Source organism: gamma proteobacterium symbiont of Scutellera amethystina (genome assembly GCF_059730845.1).
The window spans coordinates 4,061,929-4,076,819 of record NZ_AP035935.1; the positions used below are offsets into that span (position 1 = coordinate 4,061,929).

The following is a 14,891-nucleotide window of genomic DNA, read 5'->3' on the forward strand; positions in this document are numbered from 1 at the left end:
CCCGCCATTGCTGTATATCCCTGGTCTGAATTCTGTCGCAGCGCGTGCGTTTGCTGAAAAAACCGCCGCTTTGCTGCCTCAGTCAATATGTCTGCTTCCTGACAGGCATAATCCTAATGCCCACAAATGAAAAACGCCACGTTAAGACGTGGCGTTAGTCATAAATCCTGGCAATTTGTGCCGTTAGCCGGCTGGCTCAGGCCGTTACCGGCGGCAACAGATTACGAGCGTTTCATCATATCGAAGAATTCGTCGTTGGTTTTGGTCATTGCCAGTTTATTGATGAGGAACTCCATCGCGTCGATTTCACCCATCGGATGGATGATTTTGCGCAGGATCCACATCTTCTGCAGCTCTTCCTGAGAGGTGAGCAGCTCTTCTTTACGCGTACCGGAACGGTTGTAATCGATAGCCGGGAACACGCGCTTCTCAGCGATTTTACGTGACAGGTGCAGTTCCATGTTACCTGTACCTTTAAACTCTTCGTAAATCACTTCGTCCATCTTCGAACCGGTATCAACCAGCGCGGTGGCGATGATGGTCAGGCTGCCGCCCTCTTCCACGTTACGTGCCGCACCGAAGAAACGCTTCGGACGATGCAGGGCGTTGGCGTCAACACCACCGGTCAGGACTTTACCCGACGCCGGCACTACGGTGTTGTAGGCGCGCGCCAGACGGGTGATGGAGTCCAGCAGGATGATAACGTCTTTTTTGTGCTCGACCAGGCGCTTAGCCTTCTCGATCACCATCTCTGCAACCTGCACGTGACGCGAGGCCGGTTCGTCAAAGGTAGACGCGATAACTTCGCCTTTCACCAGACGCTGCATTTCGGTTACTTCTTCCGGACGCTCGTCAATCAGCAGCACCATCAGCACGCAGTCAGGATAGTTGTACGCGATGCTCTGCGCGATGTTCTGCAGCAGCATGGTTTTACCGGCTTTCGGCGGTGCGACGATCAGACCACGCTGACCACGACCGATTGGCGATGCCAGATCCAGCACGCGCGCCGTCAGGTCTTCGGTCGAACCGTTACCACGCTCCATGCGCAGACGGTTGTTCGCGTGCAGCGGCGTCAGGTTTTCAAACAGAATCTTGCTACGGGCGTTTTCTGGCTTGTCATAGTTAACTTCGTTAACTTTCAGCAGCGCAAAATAGCGTTCACCTTCTTTCGGTGGGCGGATTTTGCCAGAAATGGTGTCACCAGTGCGGAGGTTGAAGCGGCGGATTTGGCTGGGAGAAACGTAGATATCATCGGGACCGGCGAGGTAGGAGCTGTCTCCGGAGCGGAGGAAACCAAATCCATCCTGCAGTATCTCCAGCACACCATCACCGAAGATGTCTTCGCCGCTCTTCGCGTGTTGTTTCAGGATGGCGAAAATAATGTCCTGTTTGCGCATACGCGCCAGGTTTTCCAGCCCCATATTTTCGCCGAGAGTAATCAGCTCAGAAACCGGCGTATTCTTTAATTCGGTAAGATTCATAGTGATGGGTTCTTAAACTCGGGGTAATTCTCGAAATGTTTGTCGTGAATGGTATGGCAAAAATTCCATGCCTGTTAATGGCTCTTTTTCAACGCTGCTCGACGGTTATCGTCAGATGTGGCGATAGGAAGCGAGGAGACGGTCGAAAGGTGATGCCGAATGTGCTAGCCGTCAGATTGCCAAACCACGAAAACGTTCAATGCGAGCTGGGTCTGACAAGGGAAAACTTTAGATGCAAACTACAAGGTAAGTGCGTAATGCAGTGAGGTCAACTTAACACGCCTGAAGGGAGACGTCCAGCAGTGGCGAAAAAATTCACCACTGCCGAACAAACACCGCGCCGGGCTTAGGCCAGGTTAGCGTTCAGGAACTCTTTCAGCTGACCTTTAGACAGCGCACCCACTTTGGTCGCCGCCACTTCGCCGTTCTTGAACAGCAGCAGGGTCGGGATACCGCGAATACCGTATTTTGGCGCAGTACCTGGGTTTTCATCAATGTTCAGCTTGGCGATGGTAAGCTTACCGTCGTACTCTTCTGCGACTTCGTCGAGAATCGGGGCGATCATTTTGCAAGGACCACACCATTCAGCCCAGAAATCTACCAGCGTCACACCGTCGGCTTTCAGCACGTCAGTGTCGAAACTGTCATCGGTCAGGTGAACGATTTTATCGCTGCTCATGTTTAACTCCAAAGATTATGCCTGGCGAATTGGCGTAAAATATACCAACGTAGGTTGACTTTATTTCATCGGATACGCTTTCGTAAAGCGATAGTAAGCTGATATTCTACCACACTATGAGCAAAACACACTTAACAGAACAGAAGTTTTCCGACTTCGCCCTGCACCCACAGGTAGTGGAAGCCCTTGATAAGAAAGGCTTTCATAACTGCACGCCGATTCAGGCGCTCGCGTTGCCTTTTGCGCTTTCAGGGCGTGATGTCGCGGGTCAGGCGCAAACCGGTACCGGCAAAACGATGGCGTTCCTGACGTCAACGTTTCATTATCTTCTTTCTCATCCTGCTGCTGAAGGCCGCCAGGTTAATCAGCCACGCGCGCTGATCATGGCACCGACGCGTGAGCTTGCGGTGCAGATTCATGCCGATGCCGAGCCGCTGGCGCAGGCCACCGGTCTGAAGCTGGGCCTGGCCTATGGCGGCGACGGCTATGACAAGCAACTGAAAGTGCTGGCAGACGGCGTCGATATTCTGGTGGGCACCACCGGACGCCTGATTGACTACGCCAAACAAAATCACATCAACCTCGGCGCCATTCAGGTCGTGGTACTGGATGAAGCGGATCGCATGTTCGATCTCGGCTTCATTAAAGACATTCGCTGGCTGTTCCGCCGCATGCCGCCGGCCACCCAGCGCCTGAGTATGCTGTTCTCGGCCACGCTTTCTTATCGCGTACGTGAACTGGCGTTCGAGCACATGAACAACGCCGAATACGTTGAAGTTGAGCCCGAGCAGAAAACCGGCCATCGTATTAAAGAAGAGCTGTTCTACCCTTCGAACGAAGAGAAGATGCGTCTGCTGCAAACCCTGCTGGAAGAAGAGTGGCCGGATCGCGCCATCGTCTTCGCCAACACCAAGCACCGCTGTGAAGATATCTGGGGCCACCTGGCTGCCGATGGTCACCGCGTAGGCCTGCTGACCGGCGACGTGGCGCAGAAAAAACGCCTGCGCATTCTGGACGACTTCACCAAAGGTGATGTGGATATCCTCGTTGCCACCGACGTCGCCGCGCGCGGCCTGCACATCCCGGCAGTTACGCACGTCTTCAACTACGACCTGCCGGACGATCGCGAAGATTACGTGCACCGCATTGGCCGTACCGGTCGTGCTGGCGCCAGCGGTCACTCCATCAGCCTGGCCTGTGAAGAGTACGCGCTCAACCTGCCGGCGATTGAAGAGTACATCGGTCACGGTATTCCGGTGAGCAAGTACAACAGCGACGCCCTGCTGAGCGACCTGCCGCCACCGAAACGCCTGCAGCGTAACCGCTCGGGCAACGGTCCACGTCGCGGTGGCAACAACAGCAACCGTCGCGGCGGTGCCCCGCGCAACAACAACCGTAAACGTTCGGGTTAAGCACACATGCTAAGCGCATCGTCACTTTATGCTGCGATTGATTTAGGTTCTAACAGCTTTCATATGTTGGTGGTGCGCGAAGTGTCCGGCAGTATTCAGACCGTCGCGCGAATTAAACGCAAGGTGCGTCTGGCGGCAGGTCTTGATGCGGCCAACCATCTCTCGGCTGAGGCGATGCAGCGCGGCTGGCAGTGCCTGCGTCTGTTCTCCGAGCAGTTGCAGGACATTCCCCCGGAACAAATCCGCGTGGTGGCAACCGCCACGCTGCGCATTGCCAGCAACGCGCAGGATTTCCTGACTCAGGCGGAACAGATTCTCGGCTGCGCGGTGAACGTCATCAGCGGTGAGGAAGAAGCGCGCCTGATCTATCAGGGTGTTGCGCACACAACCGGCGGCTCTGACCAGCGGCTGGTGGTCGATATCGGCGGCGGCAGCACCGAGCTGGTGACCGGCGAAGGTGCGCACGCCACGACGCTGTTTAGCCTGTCGATGGGCTGTGTGACCTGGCTGGAGCGCTTCTTCAGCGATCGTCATCTCGCCAAAGAGAACTTTGCCCAGGCCGAACAGGCCGCACGTGAAATGATTCGTCCGATTGCGCCGGCACTGCGAGAGAAAGGCTGGCAGATTTGCGTGGGCGCGTCCGGCACCGTTCAGGCGCTGCAGGAGATCATGGTGGCGCAGGGCATGGATGAGCGCATCACCCTGAGCAAACTGCAGCAGCTTAAGCAGCGTGCCATCCAGTGCGGCAAGCTGGAGGAGCTGGAGATTGAAGGGCTGACGCTGGAGCGTGCGCTGGTGTTTCCCAGCGGCCTGTCGATTCTGATCGCCATTTTCCACGAGCTGAGCATTGAGAGCATGACGCTGGCCGGCGGCGCACTGCGCGAAGGGCTGGTGTACGGCATGCTGCATCTGCCGATTGACCGCGATATTCGCAGCCGCACGCTGCAGAACGTTCAGCGTCGTTTCGCCATTGATGTTGAGCAGGCGGGCCGCGTGCGCCAGCTGGCAGAGAGCTTTTTCCGTCAGGTGAGCAGCAGCTGGAAGCTGGATCAGCGATGTCGCGATTTACTCCTCAGCGCCTGTTCAATCCACGAAATTGGCCTGAGCGTCGATTTCCGCCAGGCACCGCAGCACGCCGCGTATCTGATTCGCCATCTCGATCTTCCTGGTTTCACCCCCGCGCAGAAAAAAATGCTGGCCTGCCTGCTGCAGAACCAGAGCGGCAGCATTGATCTGGCGCTGCTGACGCAGCAAAACGCCGTGCCGCCGCGCATGGCGGAGCGGCTGAGCCGTCTGCTGCGGCTGGCAATCATCTTCTCCAGCCGGCGGCGCGACGACACGCTGCCAGCGGTGCGTCTGCAGGCGGATGATGATGCGCTGCATCTGACGCTGCCGGCAGGCTGGCTGGCTGCGCATCCGCTGCGCGCCGAGCTGCTGGAGCAGGAGAGCCATTACCAGTCGTATGTGCACTGGCTGCTGACGATTTCCTGATCGAACCTGCTGCTGCTGCGTTGAAAAGCTCCCGGCAACTGCGCTTTTACGCGAGTAAACTTCGCTTTGCCGGGCGCTTTGCCTCTGCGGCGCGCGCAACAGATTTCGCCACAGGCCAGGCTTGCGGCTGTGACGAAACCATTACCCCTTCTTCGCATTCTCCAGCATCGCACGTAAGCCGGCGACGCGCGTTTGCCCGGTTTTCACCCGCTCTTCAGCGCTGATCACCTTTTTCTCACGCTCCCACGCCACATCATCCTGCGGCAGTTCCAGCAGGAAGCGGCTTGGTTCCGGACGCACCAGCTCGCCGTACTGACGGCGCTCGCGGCACAGGGTAAAAGTCAGCTCTTTCTGCGCGCGGGTGATGCCCACGTAGGCCAGGCGACGCTCCTCTTCGATATTGTTCTCATCGATACTGCTCTGATGCGGCAGCAGCCCCTCTTCCATGCCCACCAGATAGACATAGGGGAACTCCAGGCCTTTCGAGGCGTGCAGCGTCATCAGCTGGACCTGATCGAGCTCTTCGTCGCTCTCGCCGCGCTCCATCATGTCGCGCAGGGTAAAACGCGTCACCACCTGCGCCAGCGTCATCGGCTCGTTAAGTTCGTCGCCCTCCAGCATTTCGGTCATCCACTGAAACAGCGTATTGACGTTCTTCATGCGCATTTCCGCCGCTTTCGGGCTGGGCGAGGTTTCGAACAGCCAGCTTTCGTAGTCGATGCCGCGAATCAGGTCGCGCACCGCATTCACCGGTTCACGCTCGGTGAGCTGAACGATGTCATTCAGCCAGTGGGTAAAGCGCTGCAGATGCTCCAGCCCGCGCCCGGAAAGCGTCTGTTCCAGCCCCATATCAAAGCTGGCGTTAAACAGGCTTTTGTTGCGCAGATTGGCCCACTCACCCAGCTTCTGCAGCGTCGCGGGGCCGATCTCGCGGCGTGGCGTGTTCACGATGCGCAGAAACGCGCTGTCATCTTCCGGATTGGTCAGCACGCGCAGATAGGCCAGCAAGTCCTTGATTTCCGGCCGCGAGAAAAACGACGTGCCGCCGGAGATGCGATAAGGAATACGGTTCTGCATCAGCAGCTTTTCAAACACGCGCGACTGATGGTTACCGCGATAAAGAATCGCGTAATCTTTGTACTGGGTTTTATTAATAAAGTGATGGGCAATCAGCTCGCCCGCCACGCGCTCGGCTTCGTGATCTTCGTTGTTGGCGCTCAGCACTTTCAGCTCGCTGCCCTCGCCCAGCTCAGAGAACAGCCGCTTTTCAAACACGTGCGGATTGTTGGCGATGAGGATATTGGCGCATTTAAGAATACGCTGCGTCGAGCGGTAGTTCTGCTCCAGCTTCACCACTTCCAGCGCCGGAAAATCCTCTTTCAGCAGCACCAGGTTCTGCGGCCGCGCGCCGCGCCACGAGTAGATAGACTGATCGTCATCGCCGACCACGGTAAAGCGCGCCCGGGCACCGACCAGCAACTTCACCAGCTCATACTGGCTGGTGTTGGTGTCCTGATACTCATCCACCAGCAGATAGCGGATGCGCTGTTGCCAGCGTTCGCGCACCTCCTGATTCCGCTGCAGCAGCAGGGTCGGCAGCAGAATCAGATCGTCGAAATCCAGCACGTTACAGGCTTTCAGATGCTGATCGTACAGCGCGTAGCAATGGGCAAAAATCTGGTCGCGCTGTGATTTGGCGAGGCCGGCCGCGCCCTGCGGATCAACGAGGTCGTTTTTCCAGTTGGAGATGGTGGAAATCAGCTGCTGCAACAGGGTCTTATCTTCTTCCAGCCACTGTTTGGTCAGGTCCTTAAGCAGCGCCAGCTGATCCTGATCGTCGAACAGCGAGAAGGTCGATTTCATGCCCAGCGCCTTGTATTCGCGCTTGATGATCTCCAGGCCCAGGGTGTGGAAGGTTGAGATCATCAGGCCGCGCGCCTCTTTGCGTCCCAGCGTTTGCGCCACACGTTCTTTCATCTCGCGCGACGCCTTGTTGGTGAAGGTCACCGCCGCGATATGGCGCGCCTGATAGCCGCATTCACGGATCAGATGGGCGATTTTATTGGTAATCACGCGGGTTTTACCGGAACCCGCACCGGCCAGCACCAGACAGGGACCGGTGACAAATTCGACAGCACGTTGTTGGCCGGGATTAAGACGCATAACGTAATTTCACTCAACAATTCGTTTAACAGGGACGATCCCCTAAATAGTTCGAATTGCAGGAAGGCGGCAAGTGGGTGAGTCTCCGGGAGCTTACAATAGTAAGTGACCGGAGCGAACACACGCAGCCAACGCATCTGCAATTTGAAGTATGACGGGGATATAATGCGTCGCACATTATACATAACGGGAACACCATCATGGCGAAAACCGCGGCGGCTTTACATATCCTGGTGAAACAGGAAGCGCAGGCGAAAGCGCTGCTGGCGCAGCTGGAAAAAGGCGCGAACTTTCAGCAACTGGCAAAAAAACACTCGACCTGCCCGTCCGGGCGTAACGGGGGCGATCTGGGGGAGTTTCGCAAAGGGCAGATGGTGCCGGCGTTTGATAAAGCGGTGTTCACCTGCCCGCTGCTGCAACCTTACGGACCGGTGAAAACCGCTTTTGGCTACCACATCATCAAAGTGCTGTGGCGTAACTGATCACTTTTTGCTTTTCATCTGCTGGAGTACGTTGCTGCACTGATTGTCATCGGTGTCGCTCGGTGAAATCAGCGCCAGCAGTGCGGCCGCCGGCGCGACCACCGCCCCCAGCGCGACGGCTGCGGCACCGCGCGCCAGCAGCGGACCGGCTTTGACTCCGGCATCCGGATTTTTGAAGGTGCCGCGCACATACAGCGGCGAACGCAGCGTAATGATACGAATGCCCTTGCTCTCCGGATTGATCGACAGATCCAGTCGCTCATTAGCAAAGTTAGCGTTGCCGGTAACGTTGATCACCGCGTTCTCGGTATCGAACACGAACAGCCGCGGCGTCGCCAGTCCCTGTCTAATATTCAGGTCGGTCGCGGCACAGTTGATGCGCACCTCATCGTCGCCAAACAGTTTACCCACCACATAGTTACCGACGTTCAGCCCGGCGATTTCCATCAGGCTGCGGCTGATCAGGCCATCGTTCATCAACAGTTTCAGCTCACCGTTGCTGGTGCCCAGCAGGTCGGCCACCGAATTGCCGGTGCCGGTCAGGCTGGCATCCCCGTTGAGCTGGCCGAGACTACGCTGCATGGCGGTGACATCCGGGAACAGCTGACGCAGTTGCAGCTTGCGCGCATGCAGGTCGGCGCGGCCGCGCATCGGTGAGCGATCGCCCTCCAGATGGATGGTCGAATTAATGCTGCCGCCGGCCATGCCGAAGCGCAGCGGATCCAGCAGCAGGTCGCCATTTTTCAGCTGCAGATGGGTATAGAGATCGCTGAGCGGCAGCTTGCTGCTGTGCTCGATACGCTTGCCGCTGAACTTCACGTCAGCGTCCATCACATCCCAGTTTTTGGTATCGAACTTGTCATGTGGCAACACGCGATCCGCCGGCTGGGTGCTGGCCTCACCGCGCTGCGCTTTGGCCTGCGCCGTTTTTTCACTGCCCTTGCCGGAGTTAACCCCAATCAGCGGCCCAAGGTCCGCCATACGCAGCTGGTTCGATGTCAGCTCGCCGCTCAGCGTCGGACGCGGTTTACCCTGACGGTAGCTGAGCGAACCGTGGATATCGCTGTCACCAATATGACCGTTGAATTTTTCGTAGCGGAACAGCGGCCCTTTCTCTTCATTGAAACGCGCAATCAAGTGGCCGTCAGTTTCATACGGTGGCGTGTCCGGCAGCAGCACGCCGGTTAAGCCGTACAGATTTGCCAGCGTGTCACCGGAGAAGCGCAGCCGCACATCCAGCCCGCCGAGATTGAGCGGATCCTGCAGGGTGCCATCCACGCGCACACGTGTGGTGCCATTGCGTACGTCGAGCTGCAACGGGAACGGCGTGGTTTTGCTGCGCAGCGACAACATACCGCCAATCTTACCGTCACCATCGAGTTTCTGGTTGTTGTAGGTCCCGCTTGCCTGCCAGCCAAACACAAAATCGCCGGCCCCTTTTTGCTGGTCGTTACCGCCCGCGACCTGCGCGTACGGCACCGGTTTGCCCAGCGGATTGATCTTCACCGTGACATCGGCTTTGTTGATGGCGTCGCGATAGCGCAGCTGTCCCTGATCGAACAGGATATTATCAAGGCGGAATGACCATGCCGAAGGCGGCGCGTTGGGGTCGCTGTTTTCGCTGCTGGCGAGGTTGAAGGTCCAGTTATTTTTCTTATCGGCGGTCTGCACCAGTCGCGCATCCGGCTGCTGCATCTTAATCCACGGCAGGTAAATCTCTTTGTGCAGCAGCGCCAGCGGCGCCAGCGTGGCTTCCACCCGCTGCAAATGCACCATTGTCACTTCCGGCACGCTGGGCGGATTACCGAGCATGACATCGTCAGCGTGCACCTGCGGCCACGGCACCCAGCTGCGCCAGCCTGGCTCTTCGCGATTGCGCACCCAGGCCACACCAAGATCGCCGCGAATAGCGAACGGTCGGTTCAGTTCTGCCGAGACTTTCTGGTTGATGGTTGGCTTCAGGCGGTTCCAGTCAAAGGTGGCGATAATCACCACGACCACCACAACCAGCAACAATAAAATCCCGACCACCCAGCTAATTATTTTTCCTGTACGCGACATTTTGCCTCCTCCTTGCCCTTCCACGTCTCCTTAAAGATAGTCGAGACGCGGCAGAACGGAATTACGGAAGCTCAAGTACCAGGTTTTCCAGCTGGTTAAACGGCAGCGGACGTGAAAAATAATAGCCCTGTGCGGCCAGGGCGGGCGAGTTGCGTACCTGCTGCCACTCCTCCTCGTTTTCCACCCCTTCGACGATCACGCCGTTACAGTAACGATTGATCAGCGCCAGCAGCATGGAGAACAGCGAGCGGCCCTCATCACTGGCGCGCAACAGCATAAACAGCTCGCGCGAAAGCTTGATGTAGTCGTAGCGCAGTTCGGTCAGCGCGGAGAAGTTGGCCATGCCGGACCCAAAGTCATCCAGCCACAGCGGGCCCAGCTCCGGCATCTGCGCCACCATCTCTTCCTGCGGCAGCGCGTGGTGCTCGGTCAGTTCGAAGCGCACCCACGGCAGTTGAACGATCAGCGCGCGCACGGGCGCATGCTGCTGAATGGCCAGTAACGTGGGTCCATCAATATTGACGGAGGCCACCAGCTGACGCTGGCTGAAGAAGGAAGCCCACTGTAATAACAGTTCAAGCTGCTCCTGGACGATGTCGAGACGCTGGGTAATGGTCAGCGCCTCGAAATAGTCTTCGGGTGACACGTTTTGCTCAGGTGCGGCGGGATGCACCACGGCGGTAAGCAGTTCAATAGCCAGTAAGCGGCCAGAAACCTGGTAAATCGGCTGGAAAGTGTAGCACCGTTGGCACTGCTGCCAGTAGAGACGGGTTTCCTGTTGTTGCTCAAGTTCGGGAGAAAAAGGCAGCCGATGACTCAAATTCTTCATCACCATGGTGTTTTCCTGGTTGGTATTGAGTGCCTGCAAATAGCATCTCAGTGGCAAGTATCGGCTCTCCCCTGGATAACTTTATTGGTCTGCGCAGCCACACGAGCTGTTGAGTCTAGCAGCGTGTCTGCGGCTTAATCGGCAAAACAACCCCCGGTTTGGCCGCTAAATCGGTGCAGAAGCGCGGTTTTACGCCTTAAGGCAAATTAAAACAGCGTTTTAAAAAGCATTGACGACTGCCATACCAGACGCGAGACTAGAGCGCAGCATTCACTACAGGCCAAACACCATGACGCAGAAAACCATCGCCATTATTGGCGAATGCATGATTGAGCTGTCCGAAAAAGGTGAGAACATCAAACGCGGCTTTGGCGGCGATACGCTGAATACCGCGGTCTATCTGGCACGGCAGAGCGATCCCAGCCAGCTGCGTGTGGAGTATGTCACCGCGCTGGGCACCGACAGCTTCAGCGACCAGATGATCGCGGCCTGGCAGCAGGAGCAGGTGCACACGCAGCTGGTGCAGCGCCTGCCGGACAAAATGCCCGGGCTTTACTTCATCGAAACCGATGCCCACGGCGAGCGCACCTTTTGGTACTGGCGCAGCGATGCTGCCGCGCGCTTCTGGCTGGATAGCCCGCAGGCCGGGGCCATCTGTCAGCAGCTGGCGCATTACGACTATCTCTACCTGAGCGGCATCAGCCTGGCGATCCTACCTCAGGCCAGCCGCGAAAAGCTGATGGCGCTGCTCAGTGCCTGCCGGCAAAACGGTGGCACCGTGATTTTTGACAACAACTACCGGCCGCGTCTGTGGGCGGATAGCGCCAGTGCGCAGCAGGCGTATGCGGCGATGCTACGCCACACCGATATCGCCTTCCTGACGCTGGATGATGAACACCTGCTGTGGGGCGAACAGCCGCTGGCGGACGTGATTGCGCGCACGCGCACCGCCGGCGTGCAGGAGATTGTGATTAAACGTGGTGCCGACTCCTGCCTGGTGGCGCGCGGCGACGATCCGCTGCGGGATGTTGCGGCCATCAAACTGGCTCCGGCGCAGATTGTCGATACCACCGCCGCAGGTGACTCCTTCAGCGCCGGTTATCTGGCGGTGCGCCTCGCGGGTGGCAGCGTGGAGCAGGCCGCAGCGCGCGGCCATCTCACCGCCAGTACGGTGATCCAGCATCGCGGCGCGATTATTCCGCCCAGCGCGATGCCAAAAACCGTTTAACACCGCACACGATTGTCGCGCCGCGCTGCCTGCTGCGCGTCGCGACAATTTTCCCTCTGCCCTGACGGCAAATTGATTATTACGCTGAAAAATATCACCGCGAAAATTTGGCTTAATGACGCAGATTCGCCGGGCAATTTTTATTAATGACGCATCCCATCCAGCCTCCTCTCTGCCTGACGCTCACCACTTAAATGCCGCTAATCAGACTGATTTAAATTCAATGCATTACGATGATAAACCCGACCGCCAGGCATAGTCCGAAACTGGCGACGCCGGCGGTTTTCGGCTGGACGATCGCGCGAAAAAAGACCATGTTTTAATCAACCACAGCAGGAAGCTGTCAGGTCGACCGCGAACACAATAACGACAACATGACTCGCTCAGGACAGATTTATGCACACAGAAATTATCAATATCTGGCCGCACGGCGACGCGCCAGGCGCGAGTGACTCGCGCGCTCAGCCGCAGATCGTCGATTTGGCCAGAGAGTTCGAACCTTACGACCGCGCCGCCACCGGCGTGCGCTGTCCGGAGATGGCGATCTGGCATCCGGAAACCTCAAACGGTATCACCCTGCTGGTGGCACCGGGCGGCGGGTATCAGCGCGTACTGATCGACCGCGAAGGCAGCGCCCTCGCCACCTTTTTCACCTCGATGGGTTACACCCTGGCGGTAATGACCTATCGCCTGCCGTACGACGGCCATCATGAAGGACCGGATGCGCCGCTGGCCGATGCCCAGCGTGCGGTGCGCGTGCTGCGCGAGCGCTCACAGCGCGGCCTGAACGGTAAGTACATCGTGATGATGGGCTTTTCCGCCGGCGGGCACGTGGCCGCCAGCCTTGGCACCCGCTTTGGCGAAAAAATCTATCCGCTGCAGGATCAGGCCGACAGCCTGTCACCGCGGCCTGATGCGATGGTGCTGCTCTATCCGGTCATCAGCATGCGCGACGGTCTGGCGCATGAAAGTTCACGCACCCGCCTGCTGGGCGCGTGGCCGGATCAGAAAAGCATTGATGCTTATTCGCTGGAGACGCGCGTGCACGGCCAGACGCCGCCGACGCTGCTGATCCACGCCGCTGACGATGAGACGGTTTCCGTTAATAACAGCATGGTGTTTTTTAGTGCCCTGCGTGAGCACAAGGTGCCGGCGGAAATTCACTTTTATCAGAAAGGCGGCCACGGCTTTGGGATTCGTGGCGTGGCGGATCTGCCGCTGGCCAGCTGGCCGATGCTGGTGACCGAATGGCTGCGCGCAAAGACCTGATGCCCCTGCTACGTTGAACCGCAGCGCCGCTGGCGGCGCGCGTTCATCCCGGTCGCTTACGTAAGCTCCTGAGGATGAACACCCGTGCCGCCTTGCTGCAGCGCACCTTATTGCGGGGATTCATGCGCCCTGTGTCATGACGAGGGTTGAGCCGGATCGGTCGCGCTCGCGCTGCCATTATTTTCGGGTTTAGCCTCATCCGGGGTAGCGGCGGCGGCGGGCGCATCCGGAACCTTCATCACCTTGTCCCAGCTGTCCTGCAGCATCCTGACGTTGGTTTCGGGCTCGCCCTGCGGCTGAATCAGCACCATGGTCAGCTCCTGCGTTAACTGCTGGCGCAACTCCTGGTTGAGCTGGTCGCGCGTTAACTCACTGAGAAACGCCTGACGCAGTTTCTGGTACTGCTCCGGCGCGATATCCACCACGGAATTCTGCTGCGAGCGCAGACGTTGCCCCATCAGAATATCGGTGTCGGTGCGCGCGTAGGTGGCAAACAGTTTGTTCAGTTCCAGCAGCTTTTGCGCCATCAGCGCATCAAACTCCTCCTGCGGCAGACCTTTGTCACGCACGGTGGCCAGTTCACGCGCCACCTGGTTCAGGTTCTGCGCCAGCGACGCGTTAGGCGAATCCATGTTAATGGCGCACTGCGCACGCTGATACAGCACGCGACAGTCGAAGCCAACCTGCACGTTTTGCGCTTTGCTGTCGGCCAGCGCGCGCTGGACGTGCCAGAACAGCGCTTCGCGCGCCAGATCGCTCTGCCAGTAGCGCTGCAGATTCTGCGAGTCGCGGATTGGCTGCCATGGCGTATCCCACACCAGCGACAGGCGATCCTGCATCATGCCGCCGTTAACCAGGTTGATTGGCTGATGCGGCAGCGGCGACAGCGTGGGCAGCGCCGCGGGTGCCACCCGTTTGCCTTGCAGTGGCGAGAACGCTTTGTTGATCTGCTCCGCCATGCTGCGGCTATCCACGTTGCCCACCACGTACAGCGTCATGCCGTCCGGCGTGTACCACTGCTGGTAAAACGCATTAAGCTGCGCGATATCCACCGGCGCACGCGGCTGTTCGCCCGGATCATGCGCCAGCATGGTCGACCCTTTCAGGCGATAGCGCCACCACACATCCTGCGTATTGGGCGGCCAGGTCGCGATGGGATCGGTGGCGGTCAGTGCGGTCGACACCACCTGCTCATTGATGGTCATTTTACCGGCGGTGGCCGCCAGCCAGCTGAGCGCCTCTTTCAGCAGCTCCGGCCGGTTGTTCGGCAGGCTGAGATTGTATTGGGTGAAATCATAAGACGAGATGGCCGGCGGCAGCGGTCGCTGCGGATCCATCGCCTGTTGCCACAGTGCGCGCTGCTGATTGGTATCCAGCGCGGTGTTATGCACCATCGCCAGACGCGGTAAAAGATGGCTGAACCCTGTTTGCTGGGCGCTTTCCACCAGCGAACCGGTATTAACTATCAGGCGCAGCTCGATGCGATCGCTCGGACGTTGTGGTGTGGTCAGCAGCTGCCAGCTGAAACCATTGTCCAGTTTGCCTTCCTGCCAGGCGGGATCAGGCTGAAGTGTTTCGGCGTGGACGCCGAAGCCAGATGCCGCAAGCAGCCATCCGCCAACCAAAAGCCGAATTCTGGTGCCCTGCATGTGAACCCCTACTCAAACAGATAAACGCTCGTGCGCGCCATAGGCGGCCGCTTTTCAGCGAACCACGGCGGCAGGCTGCCGCCACGTTTATTCAACGACAGACTCTTTGACCACAGGAAGGCCAGGATGTCGCGCGACGAGGAAAAA

The 14,891-nt window shown here is 58.2% G+C and carries 11 protein-coding genes; 5 read left to right on the plus strand and 6 right to left on the minus strand.

Going from position 1 to position 14,891, the window contains the following annotated elements; translation table 11 throughout:
• Window positions 1-221: 221 nt before the first annotated feature.
• A complete protein-coding gene (rho, locus tag AC6I79_RS19220; protein WP_021506991.1) occupies window positions 222-1,481 on the minus strand; it encodes a transcription termination factor Rho in 1,260 nt (419 codons plus the stop codon).
• A 346-nt stretch (window positions 1,482-1,827) separates the two neighbouring features.
• Window positions 1,828-2,160: a thioredoxin TrxA gene (gene trxA / locus AC6I79_RS19225; RefSeq protein WP_021313352.1), complete on the minus strand. Its 333-nt coding sequence runs from the start codon at window positions 2,158-2,160 to the stop codon at window positions 1,828-1,830.
• A 116-nt stretch (window positions 2,161-2,276) separates the two neighbouring features.
• Here trxA and rhlB point away from each other — a divergent pair, with 116 nt between their 5' ends.
• Together rhlB and ppx are read left to right on the plus strand one after the other, a co-directional pair.
• Window positions 2,277-3,572: an ATP-dependent RNA helicase RhlB gene (gene rhlB / locus AC6I79_RS19230; RefSeq protein WP_031279615.1), complete on the plus strand. Its 1,296-nt coding sequence runs from the start codon at window positions 2,277-2,279 to the stop codon at window positions 3,570-3,572.
• Between the two features lie 6 nt (window positions 3,573-3,578).
• A complete protein-coding gene (gene ppx / locus AC6I79_RS19235; RefSeq protein WP_031279616.1) occupies window positions 3,579-5,063 on the plus strand; it encodes an exopolyphosphatase in 1,485 nt (494 codons plus the stop codon).
• Between the two features lie 141 nt (window positions 5,064-5,204).
• Here ppx and rep read toward each other — a convergent pair whose 3' ends face one another.
• Window positions 5,205-7,226, minus strand: a complete 2,022-nt coding sequence (gene rep, locus AC6I79_RS19240; RefSeq protein ID WP_021506994.1) for a DNA helicase Rep — start codon at window positions 7,224-7,226, stop codon at window positions 5,205-5,207.
• 200 nt (window positions 7,227-7,426) lie between these two features.
• Here rep and ppiC point away from each other — a divergent pair, with 200 nt between their 5' ends.
• Window positions 7,427-7,708, plus strand: coding sequence for a peptidylprolyl isomerase PpiC (gene ppiC, locus AC6I79_RS19245; protein ID WP_058758095.1), 282 nt, complete (start codon window positions 7,427-7,429; stop codon window positions 7,706-7,708).
• Here the strand turns inward: ppiC and AC6I79_RS19250 are convergent, their stop codons facing one another.
• Both AC6I79_RS19250 and pdeH read right to left on the minus strand, forming a co-directional pair.
• Complete coding sequence (locus AC6I79_RS19250; protein ID WP_058775505.1) at window positions 7,709-9,769, minus strand: AsmA family protein; 2,061 nt, start codon at window positions 9,767-9,769, stop codon at window positions 7,709-7,711. It lies immediately after the preceding gene.
• 61 nt (window positions 9,770-9,830) lie between these two features.
• Window positions 9,831-10,604: a cyclic-guanylate-specific phosphodiesterase gene (pdeH, locus tag AC6I79_RS19255; protein ID WP_498027480.1), complete on the minus strand. Its 774-nt coding sequence runs from the start codon at window positions 10,602-10,604 to the stop codon at window positions 9,831-9,833.
• 283 nt (window positions 10,605-10,887) lie between these two features.
• Between pdeH and kdgK the strand changes: the two genes are divergently transcribed.
• Window positions 10,888-11,826, plus strand: coding sequence for a 2-dehydro-3-deoxygluconokinase (kdgK, locus tag AC6I79_RS19260; RefSeq protein ID WP_222951412.1), 939 nt, complete (start codon window positions 10,888-10,890; stop codon window positions 11,824-11,826).
• 396 nt (window positions 11,827-12,222) lie between these two features.
• A complete protein-coding gene (locus tag AC6I79_RS19265) occupies window positions 12,223-13,095 on the plus strand; it encodes an alpha/beta hydrolase (RefSeq protein ID WP_058758092.1) in 873 nt (290 codons plus the stop codon).
• Window positions 13,096-13,229: 134 nt separating this feature from the next.
• Here the strand turns inward: AC6I79_RS19265 and AC6I79_RS19270 are convergent, their stop codons facing one another.
• Window positions 13,230-14,744: a M16 family metallopeptidase gene (locus AC6I79_RS19270; RefSeq protein WP_058771050.1), complete on the minus strand. Its 1,515-nt coding sequence runs from the start codon at window positions 14,742-14,744 to the stop codon at window positions 13,230-13,232.
• Between the last annotated feature and the right edge of the window lie 147 nt (window positions 14,745-14,891).